At 45.0% G+C, this 16,428-nt stretch carries 25 protein-coding genes and 1 pseudogene; 20 read left to right on the top strand and 6 right to left on the bottom strand.

Annotated elements, in window-relative coordinates; translation table 11 throughout:
- Positions 1-150 precede the first annotated feature (150 nt).
- The 4 genes and pseudogenes from ACH6EH_RS18205 to ACH6EH_RS18190 all read left to right on the top strand — a co-directional run bounded on the left by ACH6EH_RS18205 (position 151) and on the right by ACH6EH_RS18190 (position 2,325).
- Complete coding sequence (locus ACH6EH_RS18205) at positions 151-750, top strand: DUF4747 family protein (RefSeq protein ID WP_397333328.1); 600 nt, start codon at positions 151-153, stop codon at positions 748-750.
- A complete protein-coding gene (locus tag ACH6EH_RS18200; RefSeq protein ID WP_397333327.1) occupies positions 743-1,318 on the top strand; it encodes a hypothetical protein in 576 nt (191 codons plus the stop codon). Before ACH6EH_RS18205 ends, ACH6EH_RS18200 begins: the two co-directional genes overlap by 8 nt.
- Positions 1,319-1,488: 170 nt before the next feature.
- Positions 1,489-2,016 (top strand): annotated as a pseudogene (locus ACH6EH_RS18195) (IS3 family transposase); the annotation flags it as partial.
- A gap of 54 nt (positions 2,017-2,070) precedes the next feature.
- Positions 2,071-2,325, top strand: coding sequence for a hypothetical protein (locus tag ACH6EH_RS18190; RefSeq protein ID WP_397333326.1), 255 nt, complete (start codon positions 2,071-2,073; stop codon positions 2,323-2,325).
- 4 nt (positions 2,326-2,329) lie between these two features.
- Here ACH6EH_RS18190 and ACH6EH_RS18185 read toward each other — a convergent pair whose 3' ends face one another.
- Both ACH6EH_RS18185 and ACH6EH_RS18180 read right to left on the bottom strand, forming a co-directional pair.
- On the bottom strand, positions 2,330-2,635 hold the full coding sequence (locus ACH6EH_RS18185) for a type II toxin-antitoxin system RelE/ParE family toxin (RefSeq protein WP_138226299.1): 306 nt from the start codon (positions 2,633-2,635) through the stop codon (positions 2,330-2,332).
- A complete protein-coding gene (locus ACH6EH_RS18180) occupies positions 2,619-2,912 on the bottom strand; it encodes a type II toxin-antitoxin system prevent-host-death family antitoxin (RefSeq protein ID WP_397333325.1) in 294 nt (97 codons plus the stop codon). The genes ACH6EH_RS18185 and ACH6EH_RS18180 overlap by 17 nt, the downstream gene beginning before the upstream one ends.
- Before the next feature lie 251 nt (positions 2,913-3,163).
- On the opposite strand from ACH6EH_RS18180, the gene ACH6EH_RS18175 reads away from it, so the two are divergent.
- The 5 genes from ACH6EH_RS18175 to ACH6EH_RS18155 all read left to right on the top strand — a co-directional run bounded on the left by ACH6EH_RS18175 (position 3,164) and on the right by ACH6EH_RS18155 (position 5,485).
- The gene (locus ACH6EH_RS18175; protein WP_397333324.1) at positions 3,164-3,649 is read left to right on the top strand and encodes a P-loop NTPase family protein; all 486 of its coding nucleotides are present in this window, start codon (positions 3,164-3,166) and stop codon (positions 3,647-3,649) included.
- A 237-nt stretch (positions 3,650-3,886) separates the two neighbouring features.
- Positions 3,887-4,009 carry a hypothetical protein gene (locus ACH6EH_RS18170; RefSeq protein WP_267900152.1) on the top strand — a complete coding sequence of 41 codons (123 nt, stop codon included), beginning with the start codon at positions 3,887-3,889 and terminating at the stop codon, positions 4,007-4,009.
- Between the two features lie 336 nt (positions 4,010-4,345).
- The gene (locus tag ACH6EH_RS18165) at positions 4,346-4,840 is read left to right on the top strand and encodes an SRPBCC family protein (protein WP_397333323.1); all 495 of its coding nucleotides are present in this window, start codon (positions 4,346-4,348) and stop codon (positions 4,838-4,840) included.
- A 10-nt stretch (positions 4,841-4,850) separates the two neighbouring features.
- Positions 4,851-4,988 (top strand): hypothetical protein, encoded by a 138-nt coding sequence (locus ACH6EH_RS18160; RefSeq protein WP_397333322.1) that lies wholly within the window; start codon positions 4,851-4,853, stop codon positions 4,986-4,988.
- Positions 4,989-5,233: 245 nt separating this feature from the next.
- Positions 5,234-5,485 (top strand): YolD-like family protein, encoded by a 252-nt coding sequence (locus tag ACH6EH_RS18155; RefSeq protein ID WP_397333321.1) that lies wholly within the window; start codon positions 5,234-5,236, stop codon positions 5,483-5,485.
- 85 nt (positions 5,486-5,570) lie between these two features.
- Here ACH6EH_RS18155 and ACH6EH_RS18150 read toward each other — a convergent pair whose 3' ends face one another.
- Both ACH6EH_RS18150 and ACH6EH_RS18145 read right to left on the bottom strand, forming a co-directional pair.
- Positions 5,571-5,819, bottom strand: a complete 249-nt coding sequence (locus ACH6EH_RS18150) for a cold-shock protein (protein ID WP_397333320.1) — start codon at positions 5,817-5,819, stop codon at positions 5,571-5,573.
- Positions 5,820-5,872: 53 nt separating this feature from the next.
- The gene (locus ACH6EH_RS18145; protein ID WP_138226292.1) at positions 5,873-6,073 is read right to left on the bottom strand and encodes a cold-shock protein; all 201 of its coding nucleotides are present in this window, start codon (positions 6,071-6,073) and stop codon (positions 5,873-5,875) included.
- A gap of 244 nt (positions 6,074-6,317) precedes the next feature.
- Between ACH6EH_RS18145 and ACH6EH_RS18140 the strand changes: the two genes are divergently transcribed.
- From ACH6EH_RS18140 to ACH6EH_RS18095, 10 genes are all read left to right on the top strand, one after another.
- On the top strand, positions 6,318-7,052 hold the full coding sequence (locus ACH6EH_RS18140) for a bacteriorhodopsin (protein WP_397333319.1): 735 nt from the start codon (positions 6,318-6,320) through the stop codon (positions 7,050-7,052).
- Positions 7,053-7,560: 508 nt separating this feature from the next.
- On the top strand, positions 7,561-8,043 hold the full coding sequence (locus ACH6EH_RS18135; protein WP_397333318.1) for a DUF6933 domain-containing protein: 483 nt from the start codon (positions 7,561-7,563) through the stop codon (positions 8,041-8,043).
- An 81-nt stretch (positions 8,044-8,124) separates the two neighbouring features.
- A complete protein-coding gene (locus ACH6EH_RS18130; RefSeq protein ID WP_397333317.1) occupies positions 8,125-8,580 on the top strand; it encodes a cupin domain-containing protein in 456 nt (151 codons plus the stop codon).
- Between the two features lie 69 nt (positions 8,581-8,649).
- Entirely contained in the window at positions 8,650-9,342 is a 693-nt protein-coding gene (locus ACH6EH_RS18125; RefSeq protein ID WP_397333316.1) for a class I SAM-dependent methyltransferase, read from the top strand.
- A 34-nt stretch (positions 9,343-9,376) separates the two neighbouring features.
- Positions 9,377-9,535, top strand: coding sequence for a hypothetical protein (locus ACH6EH_RS18120; RefSeq protein WP_397333315.1), 159 nt, complete (start codon positions 9,377-9,379; stop codon positions 9,533-9,535).
- Positions 9,522-10,016 carry a GNAT family N-acetyltransferase gene (locus ACH6EH_RS18115; protein ID WP_397333314.1) on the top strand — a complete coding sequence of 165 codons (495 nt, stop codon included), beginning with the start codon at positions 9,522-9,524 and terminating at the stop codon, positions 10,014-10,016. Before ACH6EH_RS18120 ends, ACH6EH_RS18115 begins: the two co-directional genes overlap by 14 nt.
- A 71-nt stretch (positions 10,017-10,087) precedes the next feature.
- Positions 10,088-10,795 (top strand): DNA alkylation repair protein, encoded by a 708-nt coding sequence (locus tag ACH6EH_RS18110; RefSeq protein ID WP_397333313.1) that lies wholly within the window; start codon positions 10,088-10,090, stop codon positions 10,793-10,795.
- Between the two features lie 196 nt (positions 10,796-10,991).
- Positions 10,992-12,533 carry a glycine betaine uptake BCCT transporter gene (locus ACH6EH_RS18105; RefSeq protein ID WP_138226280.1) on the top strand — a complete coding sequence of 514 codons (1,542 nt, stop codon included), beginning with the start codon at positions 10,992-10,994 and terminating at the stop codon, positions 12,531-12,533.
- Between the two features lie 138 nt (positions 12,534-12,671).
- On the top strand, positions 12,672-13,172 hold the full coding sequence (locus ACH6EH_RS18100) for a hypothetical protein (protein ID WP_397333312.1): 501 nt from the start codon (positions 12,672-12,674) through the stop codon (positions 13,170-13,172).
- Positions 13,173-13,215: 43 nt separating this feature from the next.
- Positions 13,216-14,073, top strand: coding sequence for an SDR family oxidoreductase (locus ACH6EH_RS18095; RefSeq protein ID WP_279591674.1), 858 nt, complete (start codon positions 13,216-13,218; stop codon positions 14,071-14,073).
- 29 nt (positions 14,074-14,102) lie between these two features.
- On the opposite strand, the gene ACH6EH_RS18090 is transcribed toward ACH6EH_RS18095, so the two are convergent.
- Positions 14,103-14,576, bottom strand: a complete 474-nt coding sequence (locus ACH6EH_RS18090; protein ID WP_138226278.1) for a DUF4188 domain-containing protein — start codon at positions 14,574-14,576, stop codon at positions 14,103-14,105.
- Positions 14,577-14,580: 4 nt separating this feature from the next.
- Positions 14,581-15,222, bottom strand: coding sequence for a TetR/AcrR family transcriptional regulator (locus tag ACH6EH_RS18085; protein ID WP_397333311.1), 642 nt, complete (start codon positions 15,220-15,222; stop codon positions 14,581-14,583).
- Positions 15,223-15,467: 245 nt separating this feature from the next.
- On the opposite strand from ACH6EH_RS18085, the gene ACH6EH_RS18080 reads away from it, so the two are divergent.
- The gene (locus tag ACH6EH_RS18080) at positions 15,468-16,424 is read left to right on the top strand and encodes an SDR family oxidoreductase (RefSeq protein WP_397333310.1); all 957 of its coding nucleotides are present in this window, start codon (positions 15,468-15,470) and stop codon (positions 16,422-16,424) included.
- Positions 16,425-16,428: the final 4 nt, after the last annotated feature.

Genomic DNA, 16,428 nt, shown 5'->3' with positions numbered 1-16,428 from the left:
CCATTTGTCTCTTAAATTCTGCTGTAAATGTACGTCTTTCTCTTGGCATAGTAGATCCGCTCCTCATTGTGATGATTTCATTCTACTAGCCCCTAATTTTCCTGTCCAACTAAGTGTAGCCGATTCATTGTTGATACAATAAATGCCAAATTGAAAAATGGGAAGATTGAGAATGTTGCAAGTTGGTCTAATTTTCTTTTTGATTATGAGACTGAAATTGTGACTTTTGAAGAGAGAATTGGGAGAATATCGAAAAATCAATTTGTTGAAGTTTTCAAGCAGTTGATACTAGTTAATGCTTCAGAACTAGGGGATATAAAGTACGAAATATTACCTGCTGCTGAAAACTTAAAAACAGAATTGCGAAAATTCAAACACATTTACTACGCCAAATTTGAATTAATACCGGCCAATTGGGACGATGATGAAGAATTTGATGAATTGGACAAGGAATTAAAGAATCTTGGGGTAAATGAGGCTACTCATGAGTACAAAGCAATGAATCAAGGGATGAATCCTGATTCAAAACTGTTCTCTAAACCCGTGAACATGACCTTAGCGGGATATGGGCATTTTGATATTCGAGGTTTGGATCAAGATGGCGAGAGTAAACAATTAATATCGAAGCAAGAATTGCTTTATGAGTCAATACAATCTGGGGATGATATCATAGAAGATTACAGTCGCAATTATTTCGTCTTTGTTAAGAGAGCCATTCAGCAACACTTAGGTGCATCTAAAAATGACTAACAATAAGTATTCGTTCACTGATATGTTAAAGATTTTTGGAATATCAAAGTTATTCTTTTGCAAAGAAGCATATCTATCTTTATTAATCCCAACGATTCTTTTTTATTCGATGTTTTATATCTCCCCAGCTGAATTAAAGAGTATCACGATTGAGCTGACTAAATTTGTTATTGCTTCAGACGTTGCAATGCTTGCGATTGTCATATCAGGCTTTGCAATTGTTCTTTCAGTTAGTGGAAGTAATTTTTTGTTTTTCTTAAACAGAAAGAACCTGAATATCAGATTTTTCTTTCCTTTTTATTTATCGAGTGTTTTGTGGGGATGGCATGCTATTTTTTCTGTTGCATTGTTTATGCTTGTTTCTACAAACATAAAGTCTGAAATTTTCACTGGGTGTCTAATTGGTATTTTATTTCTATATATAAGTTTCTTTTTATATGCACTGTTGAACTCAATCTCATTAGTAAGAACTATCTTGAGACTTGGTTTTGAGAAGGTAAAACTAGATGAAAAGTTGGGGAATATTAATCCTAAACTTTTAGATACATTTAGAAATAATGACACCTAGCTTTAGGTGTCATTATTTTTAAATATTTAGGAAGAAGTCCACTTCTCCTAACAACATATTCACGCTGTACGGATTTCGCCGCTTGGTCCGCCCGTGGATTTTCCAGGAAGTGAATCAGCGGACAACCCTGCACTGCCTAACCGCATCGCGGCTGTTCCCTTGGGTCACTTAATACCCTACAGAGGGATTTCAAGAAGGGCATACCCGGTCTGGCCCTGCTTACGGATATCACGTACCTTCCATACGGCCGCTCCGAGATGGCCTATTTGTCGACCATACTGGATGCCTCAACGGGCGAAATCCTCTCTCACAACATATCCAATCGGCTGACATTAGACATCGCCACGGATACTGTTGACGCTCTCAAGAAACAGAAACGTCTAAAGCTTCAAAAGAATGCTTTCATCCACTCGGATCAAGGCAGCCAGTATACCAGTCCCATCTATCAGGAGTTGCTAAAGAAGAATGGGTTAGGCCAGTCCATGTCCAGACGCGGGAACTGTTGGGACAATGCTCCCCAAGAATCGTTCTTCGGCCACATGAAGGACCATGTCGATCATCGTAGTTGCCATTCCCTTCAAGAGCTAAAGCAAGAAATGAATCGTTACATCCGCTATTACAACAACCACAGATATCAATGGGGATTAAAAAAGATGACCCCTGTTCAATACAGGAATCATCTATTGTCCGCCTCGTAAATCTTCAATACCACTCTTTTTTTAAGTGTTCTTGACAAGGGGTCCAGATTAATAATGCGAAAGAAGTTAATTATCACTTCATTTTTATTTGTCCTCTTAACTCTTATTGTATTAATTTGGTATAGACAAGAAATGCGTTATTACTTCATTGAGTGCAATAGAGATGCAGTTGAAGTGGCGGTTGAAGATCATTTAAATTCGGACATTGATATTCATAAGATCTTTGACTTGGACAACAAAAAATTGCCTCCTCGCTATGGTTCGTCAATGCACGAACGTGATAAGAAATCAGGGGAAAGGCATAAATAATGAGTTACATCAAGAAGTTATATTTTCTTTTGCCATGTAGAATCCTGCGGATCTCTACAATATCACCTAAAACTACATAGAAGACAAGATAAGATTCAACGAGTAACATTCTATAGTTTAATATTTGAAGCCTTGTATCTTTTGGAATTGCACCACAATACGGGAAAGTTTCGAGAATAGATATAGATTGATCAATTTTGTCAGCCATTAATAATGCTGCCTCTGGATTATCAAGCATGATATAATGGATGATATTTAATAAATCCTCCTCAGCTATGGGCAAGTATTCAATATTATACGTTTTGTCCACTGATTAGACTCCTTAGATTTTTCATCACTTCAGCATGACTTTTCCTTTCAATGCCATCATTACTTTGCTTTTCGGCTATAGCAAGTTTCTGATACAACTCAATTAGTGCTTGCTGTTGTTCGTAAGCAGCGTGACTCATGACGACGAGGTCGCTTTGACCATTTTTAGTTATGAAAACTGGTTCACCATCATGATGTGCTATTTCAGAAATTAAGTTAAAGTTGTTTCTCAGATCTGATATTGGACGAATCGTAGGCAATCTGACCACCTCATTCATTATGATGCCATTAATATTATCATAATAATGATAAAGAATACATGGACTAAAGTGCTTTTTGAAAGAGAATATAAAGAGGCCCCCTGACATCTTATAACATCATATTCACGCATTGGGCATTCGCCCTTGGTCCCAGAAGTAAATTCGAAGAAGTGGTTGCCTTTACACACCCGGCTGTCGAGGATCGCCGTGAACATGAGAAACGTTAAGCGAAATTTTCGCAAATCCTAAATGCATAGGAGAAGTTTTAAATGAAGCGAATAATGATCATTGGGTCTGGTGGGGCAGGTAAATCCACTCTTTCAAAGCAACTTGGATGGATATCAACATCTAATGATGAATGGGATAATTTTCAAGAAAGACTAGTGCTTGAAGAATCGTGGATTATTGATGGGAATTATGGAAGAACACTTGATATACGAATGACACAAGCGGATGTAATAATACTTTTAGATTTTTCAAGATGGATAACTACTTATAGAGTAATTAAGAGAAGGCTCATTTATCACGGAAAGACAAGACCAGACCTTAATGAAGATTGTCCTGAAAGTCTGGACTTTGAATTTATTAAATGGGTCTGGAATTTTAAAAAGACAAAAATTCCAGGAATTATGGAAAAGCTAATGAAATATCAAGATAAGAAGATTATAGTATTGAAATCACCCAAAAATGTAGAAAAGCTTATTAAACAGATAAAGACAATTGGTGTAGGTTATTTCAGAGAAGGCGAGAACTGATAACAAGGAATAGTATTCAGACTTTTGATTATTTAATCCCTGAAGCATTTGTAGCAATATCGAGGATGTCAGGTGATTTTGATAACAACATATTCACGCATTGGACGTTAACTGAAATCAATAGGATTGTATTGAAAGTGTATTATGATAGTCTTTGGTTAGATAGCCTTATCGGTAAAGAGTTTTGAAGTGCGAAAGTGCGGAGGAGTATCAAATGCCGAATTTTCTAAGGAGGAGATGAAAATTAAAAAATCTACTGAAAAGAAAATCGTTGTGTATGTAATAATTGCTGCAGGGTTACTTGTTGCAGTAGGGGCGCTTTTTTTATATGGTATGAAGAATTTTATCGAACTGAACTGACACGGAGCTATATTAATAGTGGTTTTATCAATAAATATGTGGAAATTCAAAAATAGAAGATGGGCAATGAAATAGAGGGTTTATAAACGATATAGAAAGCGGGAATGGAGAAATCGTTTGAAAATCAGATTAGAAAGCATAAACAACGAAGTGAAGTGGGTGGAAAGCGTATTAGAATGAATGATTAATAAAGTGTGAATCAGAGTGGATTTGATTGTAGAGCAGCCCTACTGGTGTAGAAGCAAATCGAAGAGGTCATTGACGTCAGTTAACCATATATTTTCGCTTCGGACATGCGTCCCTCGGTTCGCCAACAGAAGCGCAAATCAGAAATTCATGAAAAGCCTAAAACACAAAAAAGGCGGTGGTTCATTGATTACTCTAAGAACCGAAATCATTATCAATGCGCCGATTCAGATTTGTTTTGACTATGCCAGAGATATTGAATTACATACTAAAACTGTTTGGCCGCATACAAGAGAATTAGCTGTTGACGGTGTCAGGTTTGGTCGAATTGGACTTGGGGAAACGGTCACATTTGAAGCAAATCATCTTTTAGTAAGACAAAGACTAACTTCAAGAATAATAGAATATGAAGAACCTAAGCTATTTACTGATGAAATGCAAAAAGGAATATTTAAGAGCTTAATTCATCGACATGAATTTATCGAACAAGGTGGGAAGACATTGATGATTGATATTCTAAGATTTGAAGCTCCATTTGGAATCGTTGGCAGGATGGCAGAGCAATTATTATTAAGGAGATATATGAAGAGATTTTTAGAATATAGAAATGCCAACTTAAAGAAATTAATCGAAGAGAATGTGTGAGTAATTCAAGATGTCACGAACATCCAACAAAACAAATTCACGCTACGGGGCTGCCGCCGCTTGGTCAGCGCGAGATTTCAAGGAAGCGAATCAGGTGGACAACGCTGCGCAGTCTAATCGCATCACGACCGTTCCCTTCGGTCACTGAAGCCAGTGAGGGTTCGTGAACGCAAGAACGTTATATGCAATCAGGAAAAAACTATCAAAGGGACGACCCGAATGACTTCAGGCAGCGGATTAATAAACTCATGATTCCCAACCCAAACGACAAACAACAAAGCAAATATATTCTCGTAAAAGCGGATTCTGTATAAGTTATTGTGTGCGGCATAGGAGTAGCGTATCATGTTTAGAGCGAAGACTATCTAGAATACCCATACAGGAGGCTGCAGCATGGCTAAATCAAAGGTACCCAAAAGACCTACCAGAGATGAGTTTGTACTCGAAGAACTCGGAAATCAGCTTACAGAGGCGTATAACGAGAAGTCAAAGATTGTGCTTACAGTTTGGGGCTGGGAAGAAACCGTTACAGGGACGATCGTAACGATGGACCCAAGAACAGGCAGGGTACATATTCAAACTAATGAAGGATTGGTTAAAGTTCCGTTTATGGATATCATGGAAATGAATTATCCAAGGTATTAAACAAGCAAAACCCGCTCGCTGAGCGGGTTCCAGGTATAAAGGCGAGTCATGATATGATTGCTTTCACCCTGCATATTCGCTATTACTAACGTGTGGTTTTTGTTTGATTAGGACTTGTATTCGCTATAATAGGCAGCATTTTCTCGCTTTTCTCCATCAAGGCATTGCACTGGCCGCATACCGGTTGAACTAGAAACACAAAGTTATCTCTCATCCATCCGTTGCACTCTTCATTAGTGCATGACCATATCGTTGTCATTTCCTCAGGAAGATCCACCATCGGTCTTTTCCGCGAATAGTACAAGCAGCATCCCTCTTTCTCTTTTGGAGTCATGAAGTGAGTAAAAAAAAGCCCCAAAACTAGGTTTGGGACTTTCTAACCGTGATTTACAGTTTAACAACGTTCTCGGCTTGTGGGCCGCGGTTGCCTTGTACTACATTAAATTCTACACGCTGACCTTCGTCAAGCGATTTGAAGCCGTCGCCAGTAATGGCACTGAAGTGCACAAATACGTCGTCTCCGCCTTCTACCTCGATGAAACCAAAACCTTTGTCTGCATTAAACCACTTTACTGTTCCTTGCTGCATGATTCATTACCTCCATATATTTGATTTTTACAATTCCAAAAAAAAATCACATATTGTACAAGGTTATCATCAAAATCATAACCCTCTACAATATGTGAGTTCAGGTTGAAATTCTAACTATTTAAGATTATCACAGCTGTTATTAGAATGTCAAGCTTTAGTGTGTCTCTTTATTTAGAAACGGAGAGCATGGATTTAAGTCAGACAAGGAAGGACATAATGGTAACAAAAAAGAGGTGAACAAATGCAGCATCCTATTGAACAGCAAATACTATGGGGCTACGCAGCGGTGATGGCAGCAGGTGCCGTTATTTTCGCGGTATGGTCTTTTAACCGCAAGCAGGTTCCACGCTACGAATACCTGATAGCCTTTATCATTCCAGTGTGGTCCGGGGCCGCCTATCTGTCGATGGCTATGGGACAAGGTCATATCGTCAAAGACGGCCATCTGATTTACTTTGCACGGTATCTGGATTGGATCGTCACGACGCCTCTTTTGCTGGTTGCCCTTGCGACCACCGCTATGAGCACCGTTCCCAAGGACCGAGTCATCCTGTGGGGCCTTGTCGCTGCAGATGTATTTATGATCCTTACGGGATTAATTGCAGACCTGTCCCCGCGACCGGAGCAATACGTGTGGTACAGCCTGGGCTGCGCCGCGTTTCTGATCATTATGTATGTCATATGGGTGCATTTGCGCATCATTGCCCGAAGCCAAAACCCGAGTCTATACAAGCATTTTCTCATGACTGCTTCTTATCTGACTGTTCTGTGGTTTGGGTACCCCACCCTGTGGATCATTGGGCCTTCAGGCTTCGGATGGACCTCCCAGGTTACAGATACTCTGATGTTCTGCCTGCTGCCCATCTTCTCCAAGGTGGGATTCAGCTTATTAGATCTCAGCGGTTTGAGAAGATTACACGGCAGGCCAGCCGGGAAAAAAGGGAACAGCCGCAAGCAGTCAGCAGCCGTCCGTTAAGCCTTCCTTTTCTTCCGTGCCTTGTCTTTTCAGCGATCTGTCCGAGCGAATCAAGGCCGCCCGGGGCGGCCTTATTCGTGTTACCCTCTGTAGCTTGAATGCTTTATTTGCGGAACTTGTGCACGTTAAGTGCACCGAGCAGCCCTGTTACGCTAACGGTTGCTAGAGTGCTTATTGCGGCTAATTTGCTGATTACGTAACTCTAACGGTTGTGACAGAGCTTATGTGCCTGATTAGGTGCGGTTTGGTCCCCAATAGACTCAATTAGCGTGTCTCACAACCATTAGAATGGGGGCGCTCCCGAAAAGGACTAAATAGCACCTGTGACAACCGTTAGCTTGCGGCGCACCTCGGGCGCCCCTCGATCCGCACTTCGAGGCGCCCCTTATGCGCAAGCCCTAGATGGTTTATTCTGTAGTTGCCGCCTATTTTTACAGCTAAACGCTTTCAGATAGGGTATGATAGACAGGAATACTACACCTAGTCAAACCCAAAGGAGCGATAGCCGATGCTGGCATTGAAATGCACTCAAAAGCTGCTTAAAGATATGAAAACAGCTCCGGTGGAGCTCGAGCATATCTATCCATTCTTTAGCTGGCATGCGAATCTATTACAGCTGCAAAAAAAACATATCATTTTTGTCAATGACGCAACCCGGTTGGGCTTCCTCGTTGACGGAATTCGAAGCGGGCAAGTGGCAAAGCTGAAGGAGACATTCGTCACTGGAGTCAAAGAGTATTTACAGCTAGAGGGTGTGAGAAGAGGGCTGGTAGAGCAGTATTTTCTGGAGGCTGGAGAGATCAGCATGGGGAAAACGAATGACCGAAGCGTCCTCGGAACCTTGAATGAAATGAGCTTTTATAGCCAAACTATGAGATTTGATCACACCCATGACCTCAGTGCAATGTTAAACAGCATGATCTATAAACCGATTGATTATGAAGAGCCGATTCAAGTCTTTAAAAAAGAAATAATGAACAGGTACTCATAAGCTGTCAAATATGAACTTCATCTAACATAGAACTGCGGCAATTGGAATCAGATTCATACATAATGAAAGGAGTGTTGCCTAATGGGTAAAAGCAATCCTCAATCAGATTTTCAATCAGAAGCAGAGTCCCAAAAGACATTAATACACTTGCCGGGATCCGGGCGTAATTATGTGATGGGGCCGATGCGTAGTGTGTTTCTTGCCGATGGTTCTGAAACAAATGACCGCTACTGTGTGTCTGAATGGTGGCTGGATGCTCAAAGTGATGGCCCCGGTCCGCACTGTCATGAAGAGCACGAGGAGCTGTTCTATGTGATTGAAGGTGTAATGTCTTTTTTGGTAGGAGATGAGAGTCTGGACGCACCGAAAGGAACGTTCATCCGTATTCCACCGAATGTTATGCATGATTTTATGAATAAAAGTAAGGCGCGCGCAGGGGTGCTTAATTTTTATATGCCTGGCGGTTTCGAAGAGAAGATGCCCAGCCTGGTTCAGTGGTACGAGCAGCACAACCAGCAGAACAGGGATAGCCAATGAACCTGGCAGTTGATTAGACCGCTCTATATGATGCTTGATGTTACCATCCAAGGATAGGAGAAATGATACATGGCAAATCATAAAAGTATATACGATAATGAGTCGGACATGTATGAAGACATGATTGCTCGGCAGCCGGATATGTTGGAAATCATCAGGGACATTCGGTCTGTAGAAGGGCTGGACGTGCTGGATCTCGGTGCAGGTACAGGCAGACTGGCCGCGACCATCGCGCCCCGGGCACAATCGGTGGTCTGTACCGATGTATCTTCAGCAATGCTGGAGCGGCTGGACCAGAAACTAAACAATCTGTCTATCCCCAAAAACTGGAGCACGTGCGTAGCCGATCATCGCGAGCTTCCGTTAGCTGATGCCTCTGTAGACCTGGTCGTTTCCGGGTGGAGCATCTGCTATTTGACTCACTCCGGCATTGAGGACGGTCCGAAACAGTTAGAGCGGATTCTGCAAGAGATTGAGCGAGTGTTAAAACCGCAGGGCACCGTGATAATTATTGAAACGCTGGGCACAGGCACCACCACACCTGCTCCACCCGATTTCCTGAAGTCCTATTTTTCCTTACTAGAGAAGCACTACGAATTCTCACACCGCTGGATCCGTATGGATTACAGCTATGATCACCCGCAGCAGGCTGTGGAGATGATGACTTTCTTTTTCGGAGATGAGCTCGCAGCCCGGATCAAAGAGCATCAATGGTCGACCGTTCCAGAATGTGCAGGCATTTGGTACAAGCATTATAAATAGTCTGAGATACATCTCGCAAGAGAGGATGAGAGAAATGAATTTTGTTGTCATTGTTCTAATCATTGCCTTCGCCGGAGTAATTAGCAATCAGTACTCGGGACTCCAGCAGATGAGAAAGCTGCAGAGTTCGTTAGATTCGATCAACCGGAAGCTGGACAGGATCACGAAGGAGAAGCTTCATGATAACGATTAGAAGTGCAGAGATCGAGGACATTTCACAGATTCAGCGAATTGCCCGAGAGGCTTGGCTGCATACGTATAAAGAGCTTTACTCTCCAAGCTTTATCGATCATTTCCTGCGCCATGCTTACGCTGAAGACAGTCTGAGGAGATCTCTGGAGAAGGACAAGCAGCAGGAGCTTCCTGGATTTCTGGTGGCGGAATTGGATCACCAGCTTGCCGGCTTTGCACAGCGAAGGCAGCTTCAGGAGGGAGAGCATGAAATCCTGAGAATGTATGTGCTGCCCCGGTATCATCAGCGTGGGATTGGCCGGGCATTCCTGAGACAGTATACTCATGATCTGAAGTCAGGCGTGCTGATTGCCTGGGTGGCGAAAGAGAATCGTATAGCCATCCCTTTTTATGAAAAATCCGGCTTCTATGCTGCGGAGGAGAAACATGAAATGCTCGAAGGTCAAAGCAAAACACAAGTTAAATATGTGCTTAAGCTTTGAGAAGGCTCAGCCGCACGTTCAGATTAGTATTCTAGAGTGGGTGAATCACACAAGCAAGGAGGGTGGAAGCGATGGAGCTATCCACGGTCATGCAGGAGCTGTCGTCTCTTGGCAAAGAACGTACCCGAAATATCTATTTGTCCCAAGGCGCTCGCGAGCCGCTGTTCGGGGTGGCAACAGGTGCCATGAAGCCGCTGGCCAAACAAATCAAAATCCATCAGTCCCTGGCTGACGAGCTGTACGCTACAGGTAATTACGATGCGATGTATTTCGCTGGCATCATTGCTGATCCTGCTGTCATGACAGAAGCGGATTTCGAGACCTGGATAGAAGGAGCGTATTTTTATATGCTGTCGGATTATGTTGTTGCCGTCACGCTCGCCGAATCTGAGCGGGCTCAAACGGTCGCTGACCGCTGGATCCAGAGCGGAGAAGAATTGAAAATGTCTGCAGGCTGGAGCTGTTACTGCTGGCTGATGGGCAACCGTCCTGATGATGCCTTTGACCGGCTCAAGCTGGCAGGTCTGCTTCAGCAGGCTCAGGATTTCATCCACAGCTCGCCGGAGAGAACCAAAGCGGCAATGAACAATTTCATTTATACAGCAGGAATTTCGTATGTGCCGCTGCATGCTGAGGCTGTAGAAACAGCCCGGCAGGTGGGCGTCGTAGAGGTCAAACGTGGCAATTCCAAGACGAGCCGTCTTGATGCATATCACAGCATTCAGAAGGATGTTGAAAAAGGCAGGCTGGGCTTTAAACGCAAATATGTCCGTTGTTAGCTAATGAGCTATGGAGATTTTTCAGACAGTGCCGGAGGGGATCATAGCCGGTGCTGTTTTTATTTGCTAAAAAGATGGTATAATATATAGCTGGTTAACAACCCCGACTGTGTCTTATTTTTTCAAAAAGGCTGAATAAGAGCATCAGCCCTGTACATACTGTGAACACGGACAGCGGGAAGAACGGAGGACAGCTATGGTACTTACCATCACGATTATTATTGCAGTGCTGTTTGCATTGTGGGGAGCCATTGCTCCCGACCAGCTAGCTAGCGTAGCCGATCGGGCATACGGGTTCTCGATTCAGAACTTCGGCTGGTTTTATTTGATTGCCACCTTGTTTTTTCTCGTATTTGCATTGTATCTGGCGTTCAGCCGCTTCGGCAATATCAGGCTGGGCGATGATGACGACGAACCGGAATATTCCACGTTGTCCTGGCTATCCATGCTATTTAGCGCCGGGATGGGAATCGGGCTCGTATTCTGGGGCGTGGCTGAGCCCCTGTCTCACTATCTGGCTCCGCCGGAGGGCGCGGTTGGAGGGACGGTAGAGGCCGCCCGTTTAGCAATGAGATATTCCTTTTTCCACTGGGGTCTGCATCCGTGGGCCATTTATGCAGTCATTGCGCTCGCGCTGGCTTACTTTCAGTTCCGCAAGAATTATAAGGGTCTGGTCAGCTCCACGTTCATTCCTCTTCTGGGGGAGCGTGTCGTCAACGGCTGGGTCGGCAAAGCGATCGATATTCTCGCCGTTCTGGCTACCGTGTTTGGAGTTGCGACCTCGCTGGGTCTGGGCGCACTGCAAATTAACGGCGGCCTGAATCATCTGTTCGGAGTGGCCGATTCCACGCGGAATCAGGTGATCATCATTCTGATCGTAACGGTGCTGTTCCTGATCTCTGCGAGTACAGGCCTGAACAAGGGGATCAAGATTTTGAGTAACACCAATCTGGTCATTGCCGTGCTGCTCATGCTGTTTGTATGGATCGCGGGACCGACTGCGTTTATCTTCGACACCTTCACGACGACGCTCGGAAATTATGTCCAGAATATCATTGTCATGAGCCTGAGGCTGACCCCCTTCTCGCAGGGAGCCTGGGTCGGGATGTGGACGCTCTTCTACTGGGCATGGTGGATCGCCTGGGCACCCTTTGTGGGCACCTTTATTGCCAGAGTATCCAAAGGCCGCACGATTAAGGAGTTTGTTATTTATGTGATGCTGGTGCCAAGTGCCTTCGGCTTCATCTGGTTCTCGGTGTTTGGCGGAACCGGACTGCATCAGGAATTGTTTGATCTTGGGAACGTTGCCCAAGCCGTGAAAGAAAACACGACCACTGCTTTGTTCATTACACTGGAGCATCTGCCCCTCGGTGCAGTCATTGCCTTTATCGCAACGCTGCTCATCATGACCTTCTTCATTACCTCGGCAGATTCCGCGACCTTTGTGCTTGGAATGCTGACCTCGGACGGAACCTTGAATCCGACGCTGAAGGTAAAAATGACCTGGGGCATCCTGCAGTCCTTCATTGCGATCGTGCTGCTGCTAAGCGGCGGGCTAAGCGGTCTGCAGACCGCCTCTATTGTGGCCGCGCTTCCGTTTGCGCTCGTCTTGATCGGGATGTGCTTCTCCCTCCTGCGAGCCCTGCAAATGGAGGACAAGGAGCGGAGGCGTAAAGAGAAGCGTATACAGCAGAAGCTGCGCCGGATGATGGAAGCAGAAGAGAACGGACAAGCCTAATAGAGCATCAAGAGATCATTCGATGGGAAGAAGCCTGAGCTTGCTTGGCTTATCTTCCCTGGAATGGTCTTTTTTTGTTTATCATGACAAAGTGGGTTAGTATTATTCCTATCATAGCTTCAGAGGGAGTGAACATGCATGTTCAACACACGACCCAAAAAGATAGTCTGGGCACTTCTGGCAGTGTTCCTGGTGATTGTTAGTTTAAGCTTTTATGAATACGTAACCATAAAGGTATTTCAGCCTAATGCCAAACAATTCGACCAAGCGCTATTGACCGCTGTAGATCAAGGAGATACGTTCAACATGTCCGAGCTTGTTGCATTGGAGTGGGATACACTGTATGTCTTTCCTCCATATACGTCCAAGCAGCAGATGGAGGAGCTTGTGGGCACTTCATGGACAACCTCTTCCTATCTGGGCTATTATGTTGTGGATAAGAGCTCCTTGGGACAACATCCGCTTGATGATGAATCCTTCAATAACTTGGTGCTTGTACAGAAGGGGAACGTAGTGCTGGATCGGACGTTTACCCGAAGAGAGGTGGATTTGACGCATTTATCTTCCAGAATTTCTCGAGAATATGCGCGCTTCGAGGTGCAGGACCGGGTATTGAAGCAGGCAGACATTGAATCATGATAGGACTGGCTAGATACACATCTAACATAAGGGAGTGAGATGCTTGCAAAAAATCGCGATCATTACAGGCGCCAATTCAGGTATGGGCTTGGCGTCGTCGGTAGAGCTGGCAAGGAAGGGCGTTAAAGTAATCATGGCATGCCGCAGTCTGGAGAGGGGACAATCCGCGCTGAAAGAAGCGAAGGAGCGAAGCGGATCGAATGATCTGGAGCTGATGCTGTGTGATCTGGCGGATCTGAACAGCATCCGCGCTTTTGCTGCGCAGTTCCAGGAGAAATATCACGTGCTGGATGTGCTGCTCAACAATGCTGGCGTAGTAATGACCCGCCGGAAGGAAACGGCTCAAGGATTCGAGATGGATCTTGGAGTGAACCACCTGGGGCATTTTCTGTTGACGCATTTGCTCCTGAAATCGCTGCTGGCAGCAGAGCAGGGGCGGGTGGTTACAGTAGCCTCGGGTGCATATAAGGCGGGGAACATCCGTTTTGACGATCCATTTATGACCCGAAGATATCATCCAATCAAGGCGTATGCCCAATCCAAGCTGGCGAATGTTTTATTCACCAAAGAGCTGGCCGACCGACTGCAGGGCAGCCGGGTGACCGCGAATTGCGTTCACCCCGGCGCCGTAGCGACACAGATGGGGGTCAATCGTGAAACGGGATTCGGAAAGACGGTAATGAAGCTGTTGAAGCCATTTTTTCTCACGGCAGAGCAGGGAGCAGAAACGGCAATGTATCTCTCGCTCGCTCCCGAGCTTAGAGAGGTGTCAGGCCAATATTTCTACCAGAAGAAACCTCAGCAGCTGATATCCAAAGCCAGAAACAAGCAGGATGCGGTGCGTTTGTGGGAATGGAGCTGTGAACAGGTTGGCGTGGAATACGAGCTGCCGAGAGTGTGAGGCATTCCTGCAGCAGGGGGATGAGCAGGCTATGTCCGCTTCAGGCGCTGTCTGGCAGAATCCTTATTCGGAGTCATCGGCTCATGGCTGCCCGCTCTTGCCAGCCCGTATACAGGCATGTTACTATACATCGTTTCGTAGGAGCCATTGTCCACAAGATACGTTTCATGGTAGATGCCGACCGTATCACTGGCTCCTACCTTAAGGTTGAAATTTCTCCATGCCTTGAGATGAGATGCACCGTTCCGGGCATAATGCTCCAGCTGTTCGAACGACCGCCAATACTGAACAAGCATCACTTCCCGCCAAGACATGTAATAAGACGCGTGCAGGAAGCCGAGGCTTTTATTGCGGTACAGCTCCTGTAGCATGGGGCTCATTGCAAGTGTAACGGGCAGCCACTTATGAATAGCCCATGCTTTGTTAATCCGCACTCCAATAATAAAAACCACAAAAGGGCCTTCAATCTGTGCTGTAAACCGTCCGGGATAAATGGTTCCCATATTCTCACTCCTCTGATGAATGTTCGAGAAGCCGGAGATGAATTTCGTAGAAGCCGATAACATCTGCCGAAGCATACTGCTGAGCAGTCAAATAAGACCCATAAAATATAGTGAAAAGAATCTTGACCGCATCTTCTGCCGATACATCCTGCCTTAGAGTACCTTCTTCTTGAGCCTCGTTCATGCTGCGCAGAAAGAACCGGTACAGATCCGGTGTTGCACTTCCAATTTCTTCATTGCCAGGAAACAACAGCTTGATCTCAGCCTGACTTAATTCCTGCAAGTGAGGATGCATCTTCATTTCTGCCAGAAAAGAAATCAAGCTCGGCAAAATACCCGGCATGTGATGGGACTGCTCGGCGACCTTCTGCAGAAGATAGCGGATGGAAGCGAAGCCGCGTCTATGATCCCGCTCGATCTCAATGATACGTCCGGTCAGCCAAACACGCATGAAATAGACAAGCACGTCTTCTTTTTTAGGGTAAAATTTAAAAAACGTAACTCGTGACACTTCTGCCTTTCTGCAAATATCCTCCACCATCACCTCGTGAAACATTTTGTCTTCCATCAACGACAGACTAGCCTCATACAATGCAATCTTCGTACGGGCCTTCTTGATTTCTCTTAACGACGTATCTGTAAGCATCTGGGATGACCACCTCTTTTAGTTAACTCATGTTAATAACTTAACTCAAATTAACTAAAGTGTCAAGATGACCAATTGTGATTGATTATGCAGTTAATTATGCAGAGATTGATTTGCTCCATTTTACATAAAAACCAAGCTTTTTTAATAAAATTTACAAAGATAAATATATTTACTCAAGTACACTTTGTTGCATATAATGGAAGTGACTATTTATACAAAAAAATGCCAGAAAGGGGAAGTGTATGTCGAAGAGTCATGAGCTTCATGTCGTTGTCGGTACGGGACCGCTAGGTTTAGCTGTGATGGAGGAATTACTGCATCGGGGACATGTCGTTCGCATGGTTAACCGGAGCGGGCAGGCGACGGTGCCTGATGGCGTGCAGGTCGTCAAGGGTGATGCCACTAACGCGGTAAGTATTTCTCAAGCCTGCAAAGGGGCATCCGTTATCTACCATTGTGCCAAAGCTCCTTATACAGAATGGCCGGAAAAGTTTCCGCCTATTATGGAAGGCATAATCGGAGCAGCGGCGGCAGAACAAGCCAAATTGGTATATGGCGATAATTTGTACATGTACGGAGTGAAGCGCGAGCCATTGACGGAAAATTTACCGAATGCTGCAACAGGGCGCAAAGGCAGAACAAGAGCTCAGATGTCAGACCGATTAATGGCCGCGCACCGCGAGGGTGTGGTTCGAGCTGTCATTGGCCGCGGCTCCGACTTTTACGGTCCAGGTGTGCTGGATTCTGCATTGGGAGAGCGTGTTTTTAGGGCCGCACTTGAAGGCAAGCCGGCAGAGGTGCTCGGAGACATCGACACCCCCCATACCTATATTTATATCCGTGACTTCGCAAGAGGACTCGTGACGTTGGGCGAACGTGAGGAGGCACTCGGACAAATCTGGCATGTGCCCTCCGCAGAAGTGATCACAACCCGGGAGTTAATAACGATGGCCTACAAGTCAGCAGATCAGCAGCCAAAATTTCGAGTGGCACCTAAGGCCTTTGTATCGATGATGTCACTGTTTAATGCCAACATGAGGGAGCTAAAGGAGATGCTTTATTTGTATGAGCACCCCTTCGTCGTGGACAGCAGCAAGTATGAACGTGCTTTCGGCAAATTAACGACCCCTCACCATCAGGCTGTCCTCGAGACCATGAATTGGTTTAAGCTCACAAACGTTGTTGCAGGAGCAAGATAATATA

Origin of the sequence: Paenibacillus sp. JSM ZJ436 (assembly GCF_044383795.1) — a bacterium.
Lineage (GTDB): Bacteria > Bacillota > Bacilli > Paenibacillales > Paenibacillaceae > Paenibacillus_AQ > Paenibacillus_AQ algicola.
This window is presented reverse-complemented; position numbering and strand designations above follow the sequence as displayed.